The following is a 14,989-nucleotide window of genomic DNA, read 5'->3' on the forward strand; positions in this document are numbered from 1 at the left end:
CAACCTCATGATCAACGCAGCCGGGGCCGGGGGCCGGGGGTGGGGGTGGGGTGGGGTGGGGTGGGGTGGGTCAGCCGGCCAGGTGGGACCAGTGGGGCTCCAGGTCGCGCCAGGGGCCCTGGGCGGCAACCGTGCCGGAGCGGAGGACCACGACGTGGTCGGCCCGGACCAGGGCGGCGCGCTTCGAGGTCGAACCCACCACGGTCACGCCGTGCTCGCGTAGCGCCTGCCACAGCGCCAGCTCGGTGGTGACGTCCAGCGCCGAGGACACGTCGTCGGCCACCAGCAGCTCGGTACGGGGGGCGAGCGCCCGGGCCAGCGCGAGGCGCTGCAACTGCCCGCCCGAGAGCCGGGTGCCCTTGTGCCCGATCAGCAGCCCGAGCCCGCCACCGGCCGCCGCCAGGTCGTGGTCGAGCTGGGCGGTCGACACCGCCGCCGCGGCGTCCACCTGGTGGCCGAGGGTGATGTTGTCGGCCACCGTGCCGGAGAGCACCCGCGGCAACTGGCCGACGTAGCCCACCTGGTGGGGGCGCAGGAACAGCTCCGGCTCGGTGACGGGGTCGCCGTTCCAGGTCAGCCGCCCGGTGTGCGGGGCGATGCCGGCCAGCGCCCGCAGCAGTGACGACTTGCCCGAGCCGACCGGGCCGACGACCAGCACCAGCTGCCCGCGTTCCACCGTCAGGTCGACGTCGCGTACGGCCACCGTCCCGTCGGTGTGCCGGACGCCGAAGCCGGTCAGCTCCAGCCGGCGCAGCGGGTGCCGGGGTGGCACGACGGGCGCCGGGGCGGTCCCCGCGCCGAGGTCCACCCCCGGCACCGCCGCCGAGTACGCCTCCACGCCGGTCATCGCCACCGTCCGCCGGGTCCACACCCGCGCCGACGGGATCTGCGAGATCAGCGAGGCCGTCGTCCACGCGAACCAGCGGGCGGCGGCCAGGGTGGCGACCGCGACCAGGGTGGCGCCGGCCGAGAGCTGCCCGGCCAGGAAGAGCGCCCACGCGCCGATCGGCAGCAGGCCGCTGACCAGCGACGGGGTCGAACGGGACCAGACCTGCACGGAGATCTCCCGGCGTTGCCGGTCGCTGCGCACCACGTCGAGGTCGGACAGGTGGGCCAGCACCGGGCGGGTGGCTCCGGCGAGTTTGACCGTACGGGCGGCCGACAGCGAGGAGACCAGCGCGGTGGCGAACGCGGCCCGCGCCGCGACGGTGGCCCGCGCCGACCGTTCCAGGTGGGGGCCGAACAGCGTCGCGGCCAGCCCGGAGACGAGCATCGTGCCCGCGAAGAAGAGCCCCGGCACCACGCTGCCGGTGACGGCGGTCATGGTCACCAGAAGCAGCAGCGAGATCCCCTGGTCCATCACGTTGTCGGCGAGCTGCACCACCCGCTCGGTGTCGCCGCCCTGGGCCACCACCTCGGCCGGCGTGTGCCCGCTGACCCGGCGGGGCCCGGTCTGGCCGTGCACCAGGCGCAGACTGATCCGCAGCATCTGCCGGACCCACCACTGCGGAAACCGCACGCCGGTGAGGTACGGCACCGGCAGGGTCACCAGCAGGCCGGCGACGATCCCCAGCGCCGGCTTCCACGGGTCGCCGGTGCCGTCGACCAGGTCGGCCCAGAGCCACGGCAGCACCGGCCCGTCCAGCCCGAGGAGCACGACCAGCAGGAACAACGCCAGCGAGGCCAGCCCGTAGCGCGCGTCGTTGAGGCACAGCCGCAGGATCTCCCGCAGTCCGCGCAGCCCTCTCGGGGACGTCGTCTCCGGCTCCCCGGGGGCTGCGGACCCACCCCCACCCGCCCGGCCGTCGGCCGACCCGACCGACTCCGTCGGGGTCGCGGGGACCGCCCCGACCGGCGGCGCGGCCGACCCCCCGACCGGCGGCGCGGCCGGGGGCGTGGCCGACGGGACGGCCGGCGGGCCGACCGGGGGCGTCGCCGGTGGGAGGGCCTCGTCCGGGCCGGTGGTCGGCCACGGGTCCGACGGGCCGGTCAGCAGGTCGACCCCGCCGGAACGACCGCCCGGCGCCGCGTGGGCGTACGCGGTGGCGTGGCTGGTGGCGAGCAGTTCGGCGAAGCGTTCCGAGGAGTCCAGCGGCCCGGCCTCCACGACCGCGCCGTCGGCCATCACCACCACCTCGTCGCAGCGGCGTACGGAGGAGAGGCGGTGGGCGATGACGATGCCGATCCGGTCCCGCAGCAACCGCTCGGTGGCCTGCTGCACCCGCGCCTCGGTCACCGGGTCGAGGCGGGCGGTGGCCTCGTCGAGGATCACCACGTGCGGGTCGCGCACCAGGATCCGGGCGAAGGCGACCAGCTGCTCCTGGCCCGCCGAGAGCACGTGCCCGCCGTCGCCCAGCCGGGTCCGCAGCCCGGCGGGCAGCTCGGCGATCCAGCCGTCGAGCCCCAGCTCGCGCAGCGCCCGGGCGGCGGCGTCGAGCAGGTCCGGATCGAACAACGCGACGTTCTCGGCCAGGGTCCCGGCGAGGATCTCGGTGCGCTGCGGCACCACGGCGATCCACCGGCGCAGCGCCTCGACGTCGAGGTCGCACACGTCGTCGCCGGCCAGGAAGACCGTGCCGGGCGGCACGTCGACGGCCCGGGTGAGCACCTTCGCCAGGGTGGACTTGCCGGAGCCGGTCCGGCCGACCAGCGCGTACGAGCGGCCCCGGGTGAAGGTCAGGTCGACGTCGTGCAGCGCGGGGCCGCGCCCGTCGTCGGCACCCCCGTAGCGGAAGGTGAGGCCCCGCACCACCAGGTCGCCCTCGTTCGGGGCGGCCCCGCCCACGGGCTCCTGCCGGGAGGCCGCCAGCAGCTGCACCCGCCCCCAGGCGCCGAGGGCGTACTGGAGTTCGGGGACCATCCGGCTGACGTGCTCGACGGTCATCCCGAAGCCGATGGCCAGCAGCCAGATCGCGGTGAGCCGGGCGCCGTCGACCCGGCCGGTGACCAGCGCCCACGCGCCGCCGAGCACCACGGCCGCGATCCCGGCCCGGATGACGCCGGCGGCCACGGTGGTGACCTGGGCGGACATCCGCCACACGCGCACTCCGCGACTGAGCACCTCGGCGGCCCGCCGGGCGTAGAGGCGCAGCACGTACGGCCGGGCCAGGCTGGTGCGTACGTCGTCCTGGCCGTGGATGGCCTCCTCCATCACCGCGGCGAGGTCGGACCAGGCCTCCTCCTCGGCCATCCGGGCCGGGCCGATCCGCGCGGTGGGCTTGCGCAGGCCGACGGCCAGCAGCACGGTCAGCAGCAGCATCCCGAGGCCGGCCGGCCACCACACCGCGAGGGCGACGACGGTCGACAGCACGCCCGCGGCGAGGCCCTGCGCGATCCGTACGCCCTGGTTGCGCACCGCGGCGGCGACCTGGTAGACGTCGCCGTCGATGCGGTCGAGCAGCTCGCCGACCGGGGTGGTCTCCAGGGTCGGCAGGTCCTGCCCGAGCGCGACCCGGCACAGCCGGCGCCGCACGTCGGCGGACCAGTCGGCGGTCAGCCCGGCCATCAGCAGGCTCACCGCGAGGTCGGTGAGGACGGCGGCGACCAGCGCCACGGCGAGCAGCGCGAAGAACCCGGCGGCGCGGTGCACCAGGACGGGTCCGGCCAGCGCGGCGGCGGCGGCCTGGCCCCCGGCGCCGAGCACGATCAGGCAGGTCACGATCGCCATTCGGCGGGGCGAGGTGGCCCACAGGTCCCGGAGCAGACGCATGACGGAGTCCCTTCTCCGCAGACCGGGGCGGAGTATCCAGCCTGGTCGGTGGAGCCGGCCGGCTCAACGCATTTACCGGCCGTTCACCTGGCCGGAGCCCGGTGCGTGGGCCGCGCCGGCCGGGAGCCGCCCGCGCGGACGCCGCGAAGGGCGGCTCAGAGCGGACGCCGCGAAGGGCGGCTCAGAAGAGCACGGTGGCGAGCGTGCCGACCGGGCGGAATCCGCAGCGCTCGTAGACCCGGCGGGCCGGCAGGTTGAAGTCGTTGACGTAGAGGCTGACGGTCGGGGCGACCCGCAGCAGCGCGTCGCGCACCACCGCCGCCATGGCCGCCGACGCGATGCCCCGGCCCCGCCACTCGGGGGCCACCCAGACGCCCTGCACCTGGGCGGTCCGGCGGGTCACCACCGCCAGCTCGGCCTTGAACACCACCCGGCCGTCGACGAACCGGGCGTACGCCCGCCCGGTCCGGACCAGGTCGGTGACCCGCCGCCGGTAGCCGCGCCCGCCGTCGTCGGCGAGCGGCGAGACGCCGACCTCCTCGGTGTACATCGCCACCGCCGCCGGGAAGAGCCGGTCGACCTCGCTGGCGCGCACCCGCCGCACCTCCGGGTCCGCCCGCAGCGCCGGCAGCGCGTCGGTCGCCAGCAACGGCTGGTTGGGGCGTACGTCCCGGGCCGGCCCCCAGACGGCGGAGAGGCGGTCCCAGAGGCCGAGCACGGCGTCGGCCCGGCCCACGATCGACGAGCAGAGCCGCTCCTCGCCGGCAAGCAGGTCGGCGTAGGCGGCGACGGCCGGCTCGGTGGCGAGCACGGGGGTCAGGTTGCCGCCCAGCCAGCAGATCGACTCCAGGTTGCGGCGGCTGCCGTAGCCCAGCACCCGTCCCTCGGCGCGCCACCAGGCCAGGCCACGCGCCGTGATCCGCTCGGCGACCTGCGCGCCCGCGAACGGGTCGAGGTCGAGCAGCCGCTCGACCGCGCGGCGCTCCGACTCCCCCAGTTGGCGTACCGGCACCGTCAGCACGGCTACCAGCCTGCCAGATCCGCCGGGTGCCGCGCCGGTCGAGTGACCAGTGGGACGCCTGCACCGTGACGGGACGCGGAGCGTACGCCCGGCGGAAGCGGGCCGGCCCCGGCCGCCGGCGGGGGGGGGGGGGGGCGGCGGGGCGCCGCGGGGGGGGGGGGGGCGCCCGGGGGGGGGGGCCCGGGGGGGCCGCCCCCCCGGGCGGGGGCGGGGGGCGCCCCCCCGGGGGCCCCCCCCCCCGCCCGGGCCGGGGGGGGGGGGGGGGGGGCCCCCCCCGCGACGGCGCGGTGGGTCAGTGCACGCTGACGGTGGCGCCGGGGAGCAGACCGCGCAGCTCCTCGGGCAGCTCGGCGCCCATCTCGTCGGCGATGCGCAGCGCCTCCTCGATCAGGGTCTCCACGATCTGCGCCTCGGGCACGGTCTTGACGACCTTGCCCTTGACGAAGATCTGGCCCTTGCCGTTGCCGGAGGCCACCCCGAGGTCGGCCTCGCGGGCCTCGCCCGGGCCGTTCACGACGCAGCCCATCACGGCCACCCGCAGCGGCACCGGCAGCCCCTCCAGGCCGGCGGTGACCTCCTCGGCCAGCTTGTAGACGTCGACCTGGGCCCGGCCGCAGGACGGGCAGGAGACGATCTCCAGACCCCGCTCGCGCAGCCCGAGCGACTCCAGGATCTGGTTGCCGACCTTGATCTCCTCCACCGGCGGGGCCGACAGCGAGACCCGGATCGTGTCGCCGATCCCCTCGGCCAGCAGCGCGCCGAAGGCGACCGCCGACTTGATGGTGCCCTGGAAGGCCGGGCCGGCCTCGGTGACGCCGAGGTGCAGCGGGTAGTCGCACTTCTCGGCGAGCTGGCGGTACGCCCGGATCATCACCACCGGGTCGTTGTGCTTGACCGAGATCTTGATGTCGCGGAAGCCGTGCTCCTCGAACAGCGAGCACTCCCACAGGGCCGACTCGACGAGCGCCTCGGCGGTGGCCTTGCCGTACTTGGCGAGCAGCCGCTTGTCCAGCGAGCCGGCGTTGACGCCGATCCGGATGGGCACGCCCGCGTCGCCGGCCGCCTTGGCGATCTCCTTGACCTTGTCGTCGAACTGGCGGATGTTGCCCGGGTTGACCCGGACCGCCGCGCAGCCGGCGTCGATGGCGGCGAAGACGTACTTCGGCTGGAAGTGGATGTCGGCGATCACCGGGATCTGCGACTTCCTCGCGATCGCGGGCAGCGCCTCCACGTCGTCCTGGCTGGGCACGGCGACCCGGACGATCTGGCAGCCGGACGCGGTCAGCTCGGCGATCTGCTGGAGTGTGGCGTTGACGTCGGAGGTGAGGGTGGTGGTCATCGACTGCACCGACACCGGCGCGCCCCCACCGACCGGGACCGAGCCGACCATGATCTGGCGGCTGACCCGGCGCGGGGCGAGCGGCGGGGGCGGTACGGCGGGGATACCGAGACTGACAGCGGTCACTTCAGGCACTCACCTTGAGAAGAGCGTGATCGGGTTGACGACGTCCGCGGTGATGGTCAGCAGCGTGAACACGCCACCGATCAGGATCACCGCGTACGTGAGGGGCATGAGCTTGAGGTAGTCGACGCGCCCGGGGTCGGCGCGGCCGATGCGGGCGTAGAGCCAGGAGCGGGCCCGCTCGAACCAGGCGATGGCGATGTGCCCGCCGTCGAGGGGCAGCAGCGGCAGCAGGTTGAACACGCCGATGAAGAAGTTCAGCGAGACGAAGAGCATGAAGAACAGCAGCCAGGCGTCGTTCTCGACGGCCTCGCCGCCGAGCCGGCTGGCGCCGACCACGCTGATCGGGGTGTCGATGTCCCGCTCTTCGCCGGTGATCGCCGCCCACAGCGCGGGGACCTTCTGCGGGATGCGCTTCATCGCCTCGAAGGTGTTCACCGCCATGTCGCCGGTGAAGTCGGCGGTCGCGCCGAACGCCCCGACCGGCCCGTACGTCACCCGGGTCGGGGTGCTGGGCACGAGGCCGACGCCGAGCGCGGCGACCGCGGCGACCTGGCCCTTCGGGTCGTCGAGCGGGGGCCGCTGGGTCTGCGCGAGCACCGTGCTGGTCGTGGCCGGCTGGCCGTCGCGGACGTAGGCGATCTGCGCCGTGTCGCCCGGCTTGAGGGCGCGCAGGGTGGTGAGCAGCTGCCCGTAGTCGTTGATCGGCGTGCCGTTGATCCCGGTGATCCGGTCGCCGTCGCGCAGCTGCGCCTGGGCGGCGGGGCTGGCGGGATCGGCGGTGGTGCACTCGCGCAGGGTGTTCTCCGGGACCACGCACTTCGACAGCTGGATGACCGCCGGCTCCTTGCGGATCTCGGCCTCGGTGCTGGGGAACTGCGGGTTGGGCAGCCCGGCGCTCACCGCGATGATCCAGAGGGCGATCAGGGCGAGGGCGAAGTGGGTGATCGAGCCGGCGGACATCACGATCGTCCGCTTCCACACCGGGAACCGCCACATCGCGCGCGGCTCGTCGGCCGGGTCGACGTCGTCGTCCTGGGGGGTCATCCCGACGATCTTGCAGAAGCCGCCGAGCGGGATGCCCTTGACCCCGTACTCGGTCTCGCCCCGCTTGAAGGACCAGAGGGTGGGGCCGAATCCGACGAAGTACTTGGTGACCTTCATCCCGAACGCCTTGGCGGTGAGCAGGTGCCCCGCCTCGTGCAGGCTCACCGAGATGAGGATCGCGAGGGCGAAGAGCACCACCCCGAGCAGGTACGCCATCAAGCTCCTTCCACCGAACCCGCGATGATGATCTCCTGCGCGTGCGCGCGCGCCCACGACTCCGCCGCGAGCACGTCCTCGACGGTACCTGGTTCGTCGAAGTCGGGAGCGTCGTCCAGCACCCGCCGGAGGGTGTCGACGATGCCGAGGAAGGGCAGCCGGCCGGCCACGAAGGCGGCCACGCACTCCTCGTTCGCCGCGTTGTAGATCGCCGGCCGGCAGCGGCCGGCCTCGCCAGCGGCCTTGGCCAGCGCGACGGCCGGGAACGCCTCGTCGTCCAGCGGCGCGAACTCCCAGGTGTGGGCCTTCGTCCAGTCGACGGCGGCGGCGGCGTCGGGCACCCGGTCGGGCCAGCCGAGGGCGACCGCGATCGGCAGCCGCATGTCGGGCGGGCTGGCCTGGGCGATGGTGGAGCCGTCGACGAACTCGACCATCGAGTGGATCACCGAGGTCGGGTGCACGGTCACCGTGATGTCGGCGTACGGCACGTCGAACAGCTCGTGCGCCTCGATCACCTCCAGCGCCTTGTTGACCATCGTGGCGGAGTTGATCGTGATGACCTGGCCCATGTTCCAGGTCGGGTGGGCGAGCGCCTGCTCGGGCGTGACCTGCGTCAACTCGTCGCGGCGCCGGCCCCGGAACGGGCCGCCGCTGGCGGTGACGATCAGCCGCCGCACCTCACCCCGGGCGCCGGAGCGCAGGCACTGGGCGAGCGCGGTGTGCTCGGAGTCGACGGGGACGAGCTGATCCGGCCGCGTCACCGCCGCCCTGACCAGCGAGCCGCCGGCCACGAGCGACTCCTTGTTGGCGAGCGCGAGCGTACGCCCGGCGCGCAGCGCGGCCAGCGTCGGCGCGAGCCCGAGCGAGCCGACCACCCCGTTGAGCACGACGTCGCAGGGCCACTGCGCCAGCTCGGTCATCGCGTCCGGGCCGGCCACGATCTTGGGCAGCTTGAAGTCGCCGGTGGCCCAGCCGCGCCGGCTCGCCTCGGCGTAGAAGGCGAGCTGGAGGTCCTGCGCGGCGGACGCCTTCGCCACGCCGACCGCGTCGACGCGCATTTCGAGGGCCTGGGCGGCGAGCAGCTCGACGTTGCCGCCACCGGCGCCGAGCGCCACCACCCGGAACCGGTCCGGGTTGCGCCGCACGATGTCGATGGCCTGTGTGCCGATCGAACCGGTGGAGCCGAGCAGGACGAGTTCCCGGGGCGAAGTCACCGGGCCATTCTTCCCCACCGTCGCTGTGCCCCCGCTGGGAGCCTCAACCCTCGGCGTCGGCCTGCCCCTCCGGCGCTTCCTCGTCTCCCTCGGGTGCCTCCTCGTCGAGGAGGTCGGCCGGGTCGACGGCGAACGCGAACGGCTCGATCATGGTGAAGGTGCTGCCGGCCGCCGCCGCGCTCAGCGGCGTGTACTCCCCCTCGGTCAGCTTGAACAGGGCCATGGTCGGCACCCGGTTTCGCAGATCGACCCGGAGGAAGAACGGCACACCAGCGGCGGCGTACTCCCGCGGCCGGTCGATCACGTCCTTACGCCGGTTACCCGGTGACACGATTTCGCCCAGCAGAACGGCCTGGCCGATGTCGACGGCCGGTCGGCCGCCGCCCGAGGACCGGAGCACGGCGACGTCGGGAATGAAGAGGTCCTTGCCCGAGACCACGTTGATCTCGGGGTAGACCCACAGGCCCGCCCTGCGGGCGGCACGGTGCAGCAGATAGGGCAACTCACGTTCCACCGACTGGTGGTCGATTCCGGCGTGCGGGGTCACGATCACGCTTCCGCTCAGGACCTCAACCTTGGGGCCGTTGGTCTCCGGCAACAGGTCGAGGGCGAGCTGGGCGGTCCACGGCTCGTCGCGCCACCGCAGCACGTCGAACGACGGCTCGGTGGGCTGCGACGCGGGTTCGGCCTGCTGCGGCGCCGGCTCGGGCGCGAAAGCTGCCTGGGCCATCCGGGCTCACCCCCTCAGCGGACATTCTGCTCAGGTCAGCCTAGCCGCCGCAGCCCCCGCCGCACGGGATCGCACACCGGGTCCGACGCCGGCTGGCCCCCGGTCCGGCGCGCGCAGCTTTCTTTCATTACATCGATCATCGTGGTTGAATTTCGACATGCGAAGAGGTCTCGTCTGGCTGGCGGCCCTGCTGGTCGCCGCTCCACTGCTCGTCAGCCCGGGCGTGGCCCAGGCTGCCACCACCACCCCCTCGCTGGTCATCGCCAGCGACTTCCCCGACCCCGACGTCGTCAAGTTCGGCAGCACCTACTACGCGTACTCGACGAACAACGGCCACGGCAACGTCCCGGTCGCCACGGCCAGCTCGCTGACCGGAGCGTGGACCAGGCGGGCCGACGCGATGCCGACCCTCGGCGCCTGGGCCAACGGGGGCCTGACCTGGGCGCCCGACGTGTCGCAGCGGGCCGACGGGCGCTACCTGCTCTACTACACCGCCCGCAGCCGGGCCACCGGCCGGCAGTGCCTCGGCGCCGCGCTGGCCACCTCGCCGCTCGGGCCGTTCACCTCCGTCGGCACCGGACCGCTGGTCTGCAACGCCGGCGAGGGCGGCGACATCGACGCGGCGAGCTTCACCGACAGCACCGGCCTGCGCTACCTGCTCTACAAGGACGACGGCAACGCGATCGGCCAGCCGACGAGCCTCTGGTTGCAACAGGTCGCGGCCGACGGGGTGACCCTCCAGGGCGCCCGGGTGGAGCTGCTGCGCAGCGGGCGCGCCGAGGAGGCGGGCATCATCGAGGCGCCGGTGCTGACCAAGGTCGGCGCGCAGTACGTGCTGTTCTACTCCCTCGGCGGTTACGGCGGCGACGGCTACCAGACCAGCTACGCCACCTCGACCTCGCTGACCGGCCCGTACACGAAGGCGTACCGCTCGCTGATGACCACGGCGTCGCTGGACTCGGCGGTGCGGGGGCCGGGCGGCGCGGACGTGGTCCGCGAGGCCGGCGGCGACCACATCGTGTTCCACGGCTGGATCAACAACTACTCCGCCCGTGGCATGTACGTGGCGGCGCTGGGCTGGGCCGGCGGGAACCCCGTGGTGCGGGGCAGCCGGGTGCGCTACGAGGCCGAGCGCGGCACGCTCAGCCACTGCGGGGTGCGCGCCGCCCCGAACACGTCGCAGGGCCAGGTGGTGGCGTACATCGACTACGCGGACAGCTGGGTCGAGGTGACCGTCTTCGCGCCCCGGGCCGGCGGGTACCGCGCCCACGTGGCCTACGCGGCCGGCTACGGCGACGCCCAGCACACGCTGACGGTCAACGGCGCGAACCCGAAGGTCGTCACCTACCCCAACACGGGCTGGGACGTCTGGCGGCAGGCGGGCGTCGACGTCACGCTCAACGCGGGCTTCAACACGCTCCGGTTCACCCATCTGAGCCGCTGGGCGGAACTCGACTTCGTCGAGGTGGCGTAACCGCCCGTCCGGCCCGAGATCTTGGCGAGAAACTGCCCTTGGAGGGGCGCCTTCTTGCCAAGATCTCGGGAGGGGACGGCCGGCTCACCGCATAGTCGGCCCCTCAGCGGAGCCGGTCAGCACGAAGGTCTCCAGTTCCTCGCCGCCGTACCAGTCCGAGCGGCGGCCCACGTGGGTCATGCCGAGGCGGCGGGCCACCGCCATCGACGCCTCGTTGCCGGGGGCCACGACGGCGTGGACCTCCCGGGTGCCGGCGGCCATCTCCCGTTCCACCGCCGCCCGGGCCGCCTCGGTGGCGTACCCGTGGCCCCACGAGTCGGGGTGCAGGTGCCAGCCCACCTCGATGTCCTCGGTCAGCGTGCCCTCGTCCCGCCCGGGCAGCGGCTTGAGCAGCACCGAGCCGGCCACCACGCCGGTGTCGCGGACCTCGATCGCCCAGGTGCCGTAGCGGCCGCCGTGCCCCGCGTGCCGCTCCCGCCACATCGCGAGCCGGTCGACGGCCTGCGCCGGGTCGGTCAGTGGCAGGCCGGGCGCGCCCAGCCAGCGGGTGACCTCGGGCCGGGAGTAGATGTCGAAGATCCGGGCCAGGTCGGCCGGGTCGACGGTCCACTCCCGCAGCACCAGGCGCCGGGTGGTGAGAACGATCATGGCCCGTGATCCTAATGAGTGACGCGAGGCGGTACGGGGAAAGAAGCCGCGATGGGCGGCGGATGGCAACGGGCGAAGCGGGTCACCAGTGCGGCGTTCCGCCCGCTGCGGGGCCGGGACCTGTCCCTGCACGCCGCCGCCATCACCTTCTACGGGGCGATCGCCGTGGTGCCGGTGGCCCTGCTGGCGATCTGGCTGACCTCGCTGCTGGCGGGCGCCGAGCGCGTACGCCGGCTCACCTCGCACGCCGTGGACACGCTGCCGGACGCGATCGGCGCGCCCCACGCGGTGCAGGCGCTCGTCGAGGCCGGCGTGGGCCTCACCCCGCTGCTGGCGCTGGCGTCGCTGCTGCCGGCGTCGCTCTACGGCGAGGGGCTGCGCCGCGCCTTCGTCTCGGTCGCCGTGCCGCGCAGCGAGGAGTCGCTGGTCGGCTGGCGGGGCCGGTTGCTGCTGCTGCCGCTGCTGGCGCCGGCCCCGGCCCTGCTGCTGTCGATCCTGCTCGCGCTGCCCACGACCACCGGACTGGTCCGGCAGGGCGGCTGGACCGGCGCGCTGGGGGTCGTGCTGTCTTTCCTGGCGGTCTGGCTGGTGCTCACCCCGGTGCTGCTCTGGGTGTTCCGGGTGGTCGGCCCGGCGTCGCCGGACTGGCTCTCCGCGCTGGCCGTCGGCTCGTTCACCGCGGCGAACCTCTCCGGCTTCCTGCACGGCTTCGTGCTCTTCGCCTCGCTCCCGATCGACCTGGGGGTGCCGTTCGGGGGCTTCGACGAGATCGGCGCTGGGGTGGCGGTCCTGCTCTGGCTCTACCTCTTCCACGTGATCGTGCTGGCCGGCTACTCCGCCACCCTCGCGCTGTCCGCCTGGCGCGCCCGCCGCGCCGCCGCGCCGCCCGCCGACCGGGCGGCCGATCGGGGCCGAAAGGGACCGGAGACCTCGTAGGTGATCCCGTCTCTGCCGGTGAAGTTGCCCGAGGCCCCGCGCTGGGAGGAGAAGTAGAGAGGCGACCCGTCGGGGGAGAACGCCGGGCCGGTGAGCTCCGAGCCGGACTGGCCGAGCAGCCGCAGGAACGGGCTGACCACCCCGGCCGGGGTGATCACGTTGATCTCCATGTTGCCACCGTCCTCGGCGACGTAGAGGTCTCCGCCGGACGTGCCGGTGATGTTGTCCACCCCGGTCAGCGGCGCGGCGCCCGCCGGCACCAGCGACTCGTCGGTCCGGCAGGTCCGATGCCCCGTCGACGCCAGGGCCGACGGGGAATCGATGGAAGCCTCTATTTGATGAACTCGGCGTGACGGGTCTCCGGGGCCGCCGGCTCAGGCTCGGCGGACTCGTGCAGGCCGAAGCGGCGGTGGAAGCGGGCGAGCGGGGCGGGCGCCCACCAGTTCCAGTGGCCGAGCAGCCGCATCGTGGCCGGCACCAGCAGCGCCCGCACCAGCGTCGCGTCCACCACGATCGCCACGATCATGCCGATCCCGATGAGCTTGATGTAGGCCATCTCGCCGGTGGCGAAACCGGCCACCACGATGATCAGCAGGAGCGCGGCGGCGGTGATGATCCGCCCGGTGTGCTGGAGCCCGGCCGCCACCGAGGCGGTGTTGTCGCCCGTGCGGTCCCACTCCTCGCGCACCCGGGAGAGCAGGAACACCTCGTAGTCGGTGGCCAGCCCGAAGAGCACGGCGAGCATGAGGATCGGGTTGCTGGGCTCGATGAACCCGGTCGGGGTGAAGCCGAGCAGGTCCGCGAAGTGACCGTCCTGGAAGATCCAGACCACCACCCCGAACGACGCGCCGATCGACACCAGGTTCATCAGCACCGCCTTGACCGGCAGCACCAGCGAGCCGAAGGCGAGGAAGAGCAGCACCAGGGTCGCGGCGGCCATCAGCAGGGCCATCCAAGGCAGCCGGTCGCCGAGACCGTCGATCAGGTCCAGGTCGACGGCGGGACGACCGCCGACGAGCACCTCGGCGCCGTCCGGCGCGGGCAGGTCGCGCAGCGCCCGGACCACGTCCTGCGCGGTGTCGCCGGCCGGCTCGCCCGGGTAGGTCACGGTCAGCAGCGTCGACGTGCCCCGGTTGGCCGCCACCTGCACCCCGGTCACGCCGGGCACGGCGGCCACCCGGTCGGCGAAGGGCTGCGCCTGCTCCGGGGACGCCCCGGAGACCAGCACGTCGATCGGCGAGATCGTGCCGCCGGAGAACTCCGCGGCGACCCGCTCGGAGACCACCCGGGGCTCGGCGTCCGGGGGCAGCACCCGGTCGTCGAACCCGCCGAAGGAGACCCCCAGGAACGGCGCGGCCAGCACCGCGAGCAGCACGGTCACCCCGACCAGGTAGCGCACCGGACGGCGCATCACGCTGTGCGCGATGCGGGCCCAGGCGCCGCCCGACTCCCCCACCGCCGGCCGCCCGCCGCGCGCCCCACGCCGCCACGGCAGCGGTACGCGCAGCGCGTCGATCCGGCGGCCGAGCACCGCGAGCAGGGCCGGCAGCACGGTCAGCGCCGCCAGCATGGCGACCAGCACGGCGGCGATCCCGCCGAGGCCCATCGAGCGCAGGAACGCCTGGGGGAAGATCAGCAGGCTGGCCATGGCGAGCGCGATGGTGAGCCCGGAGACCAGCACCGTACGCCCCGCCGTGAGCATGGTGCGCCGGATCGCGGCGGGGGTGTCGTGGCCGGCCGCCAGCTCCTCGCGGAACCGGCTGACCACGAAGAGGGAGTAGTCGACCGCCATGCCCAGGCCGATCAGGGTGATGACGTTGATGGCGAAGACCGACACGTCGGTGACCAGGGTGACCAGCCGGACGGTGACGAACGCGCCGAGGATGGCCAGCCCGCCGATCAGCAGGGGCGTCGACGCGGCCACCAGCCCGCCGAAGATCAGCACGAGCAGCACCAGCAGCACCGGCATGGAGAGCAGTTCCGCGCGGGTGATGTCCTTGGTGGTCTGGGTGTTCGACTCCTGCAGGGCAGCCGTCGCGCCGCCGACCTCGGTCCGTACGCCGGGCGCGTCGAGGGCCGGCCGCAGCTCCTCGTACGCGGCGGTCTTGTCGTCCTTGTCGGCGGCCCGGAGCTGGATCAGCGCGTAGGTGGCCCGGCGGTCGGTGGAGAGCAGCGCGGGGGCCTGCGTGTCGTACCAGGTGGTGACGCTGGTGATCTCGGGACGCGCGCGCAGCCCCGTGACGGTGGCCGTGACCGGGTCGCGGAAGGCCGGCTGGTCGACGGACGCCGTGTCGCTGGACCAGAGCACCACCAGGTCTGCGCCCTGCGGCCCCAGCTCGCGGTCGATCCGTTCGGCGGCCCAGCTGGACTCGCTGGCCGGGTCGTCGAAGCCACCCCCGGTCAGTTGCCCGAAGACACCCGCCCCCCAGGTCGATCCGACAGCGACCAGCACCAGGGCGGCGGCCAGCACCGCCCAGCGTAGCCGCACCACCATGTGTCCCCACCAGGCGAACATTCGCCTCTCCCTCCACA

General features: G+C 73.9%; 10 protein-coding genes and 1 pseudogene. 2 read left to right on the plus strand and 9 right to left on the minus strand.

The window, feature by feature from the left end:
• Positions 1-70: 70 nt before the first annotated feature.
• The 6 genes from ACGFNF_RS04125 to ACGFNF_RS04150 form a co-directional block, all read right to left on the minus strand.
• Positions 71-3,709: an ATP-binding cassette domain-containing protein gene (locus tag ACGFNF_RS04125; RefSeq protein WP_393165628.1), complete on the minus strand. Its 3,639-nt coding sequence runs from the start codon at positions 3,707-3,709 to the stop codon at positions 71-73.
• A 181-nt stretch (positions 3,710-3,890) separates the two neighbouring features.
• Positions 3,891-4,730: a GNAT family N-acetyltransferase gene (locus ACGFNF_RS04130; RefSeq protein ID WP_311410917.1), complete on the minus strand. Its 840-nt coding sequence runs from the start codon at positions 4,728-4,730 to the stop codon at positions 3,891-3,893.
• A gap of 292 nt (positions 4,731-5,022) precedes the next feature.
• Entirely contained in the window at positions 5,023-6,195 is a 1,173-nt protein-coding gene (gene ispG / locus ACGFNF_RS04135) for a flavodoxin-dependent (E)-4-hydroxy-3-methylbut-2-enyl-diphosphate synthase (RefSeq protein WP_393165630.1), read from the minus strand.
• 9 nt (positions 6,196-6,204) lie between these two features.
• Positions 6,205-7,455 (minus strand): site-2 protease family protein, encoded by a 1,251-nt coding sequence (locus ACGFNF_RS04140; RefSeq protein WP_327030791.1) that lies wholly within the window; start codon positions 7,453-7,455, stop codon positions 6,205-6,207.
• The gene (gene dxr / locus ACGFNF_RS04145) at positions 7,455-8,669 is read right to left on the minus strand and encodes a 1-deoxy-D-xylulose-5-phosphate reductoisomerase (RefSeq protein WP_393165632.1); all 1,215 of its coding nucleotides are present in this window, start codon (positions 8,667-8,669) and stop codon (positions 7,455-7,457) included. The genes ACGFNF_RS04140 and dxr overlap by 1 nt, the downstream gene beginning before the upstream one ends.
• A 43-nt stretch (positions 8,670-8,712) precedes the next feature.
• The gene (locus tag ACGFNF_RS04150; protein ID WP_393165634.1) at positions 8,713-9,399 is read right to left on the minus strand and encodes a Uma2 family endonuclease; all 687 of its coding nucleotides are present in this window, start codon (positions 9,397-9,399) and stop codon (positions 8,713-8,715) included.
• Positions 9,400-9,556: 157 nt separating this feature from the next.
• On the opposite strand from ACGFNF_RS04150, the gene ACGFNF_RS04155 reads away from it, so the two are divergent.
• Complete coding sequence (locus ACGFNF_RS04155) at positions 9,557-10,873, plus strand: family 43 glycosylhydrolase (RefSeq protein WP_393165636.1); 1,317 nt, start codon at positions 9,557-9,559, stop codon at positions 10,871-10,873.
• A gap of 84 nt (positions 10,874-10,957) precedes the next feature.
• Here the strand turns inward: ACGFNF_RS04155 and ACGFNF_RS04160 are convergent, their stop codons facing one another.
• The gene (locus tag ACGFNF_RS04160; protein ID WP_393165638.1) at positions 10,958-11,521 is read right to left on the minus strand and encodes a GNAT family N-acetyltransferase; all 564 of its coding nucleotides are present in this window, start codon (positions 11,519-11,521) and stop codon (positions 10,958-10,960) included.
• 51 nt (positions 11,522-11,572) lie between these two features.
• On the opposite strand from ACGFNF_RS04160, the gene ACGFNF_RS04165 reads away from it, so the two are divergent.
• Positions 11,573-12,457 carry a YhjD/YihY/BrkB family envelope integrity protein gene (locus ACGFNF_RS04165; RefSeq protein ID WP_393165640.1) on the plus strand — a complete coding sequence of 295 codons (885 nt, stop codon included), beginning with the start codon at positions 11,573-11,575 and terminating at the stop codon, positions 12,455-12,457.
• Here the strand turns inward: ACGFNF_RS04165 and ACGFNF_RS04170 are convergent.
• Together ACGFNF_RS04170 and ACGFNF_RS04175 are read right to left on the minus strand one after the other, a co-directional pair.
• Positions 12,433-12,729, minus strand: a pseudogene (locus ACGFNF_RS04170) (translocation protein TolB); the annotation flags it as partial. The gene ACGFNF_RS04165 and the pseudogene ACGFNF_RS04170 sit on opposite strands and share 25 nt — an antisense overlap.
• A 59-nt stretch (positions 12,730-12,788) precedes the next feature.
• Entirely contained in the window at positions 12,789-14,972 is a 2,184-nt protein-coding gene (locus tag ACGFNF_RS04175) for an MMPL family transporter (RefSeq protein ID WP_393165642.1), read from the minus strand.
• Positions 14,973-14,989 lie beyond the last annotated feature (17 nt).

This window comes from Micromonospora sp. NPDC048868 (genome assembly GCF_043198195.1).
GTDB classification, from domain to species: Bacteria; Actinomycetota; Actinomycetes; order Mycobacteriales; family Micromonosporaceae; genus Micromonospora; species Micromonospora reichwaldensis.

Bases quoted from the DNA above. Each gene is read 5' to 3' on its own strand.
- ACGFNF_RS04150 (WP_393165634.1), bottom strand. From the start codon at position 9,399: ATGGCCCAGGCAGCTTTCGCGCCCGAGCCGGCGCCGCAGCAGGCCGAA.
- ACGFNF_RS04160 (WP_393165638.1), bottom strand. From the start codon at position 11,521: ATGATCGTTCTCACCACCCGGCGCCTGGTGCTGCGGGAGTGGACCGTC.
- ACGFNF_RS04140 (WP_327030791.1), bottom strand. From the start codon at position 7,455: ATGGCGTACCTGCTCGGGGTGGTGCTCTTCGCCCTCGCGATCCTCATC.
- ACGFNF_RS04155 (WP_393165636.1), top strand. From the start codon at position 9,557: ATGCGAAGAGGTCTCGTCTGGCTGGCGGCCCTGCTGGTCGCCGCTCCA.
- ACGFNF_RS04175 (WP_393165642.1), bottom strand. From the start codon at position 14,972: ATGTTCGCCTGGTGGGGACACATGGTGGTGCGGCTACGCTGGGCGGTG.
- ACGFNF_RS04125 (WP_393165628.1), bottom strand. From the start codon at position 3,709: ATGCGTCTGCTCCGGGACCTGTGGGCCACCTCGCCCCGCCGAATGGCG.
- ACGFNF_RS04165 (WP_393165640.1), top strand. From the start codon at position 11,573: ATGGGCGGCGGATGGCAACGGGCGAAGCGGGTCACCAGTGCGGCGTTC.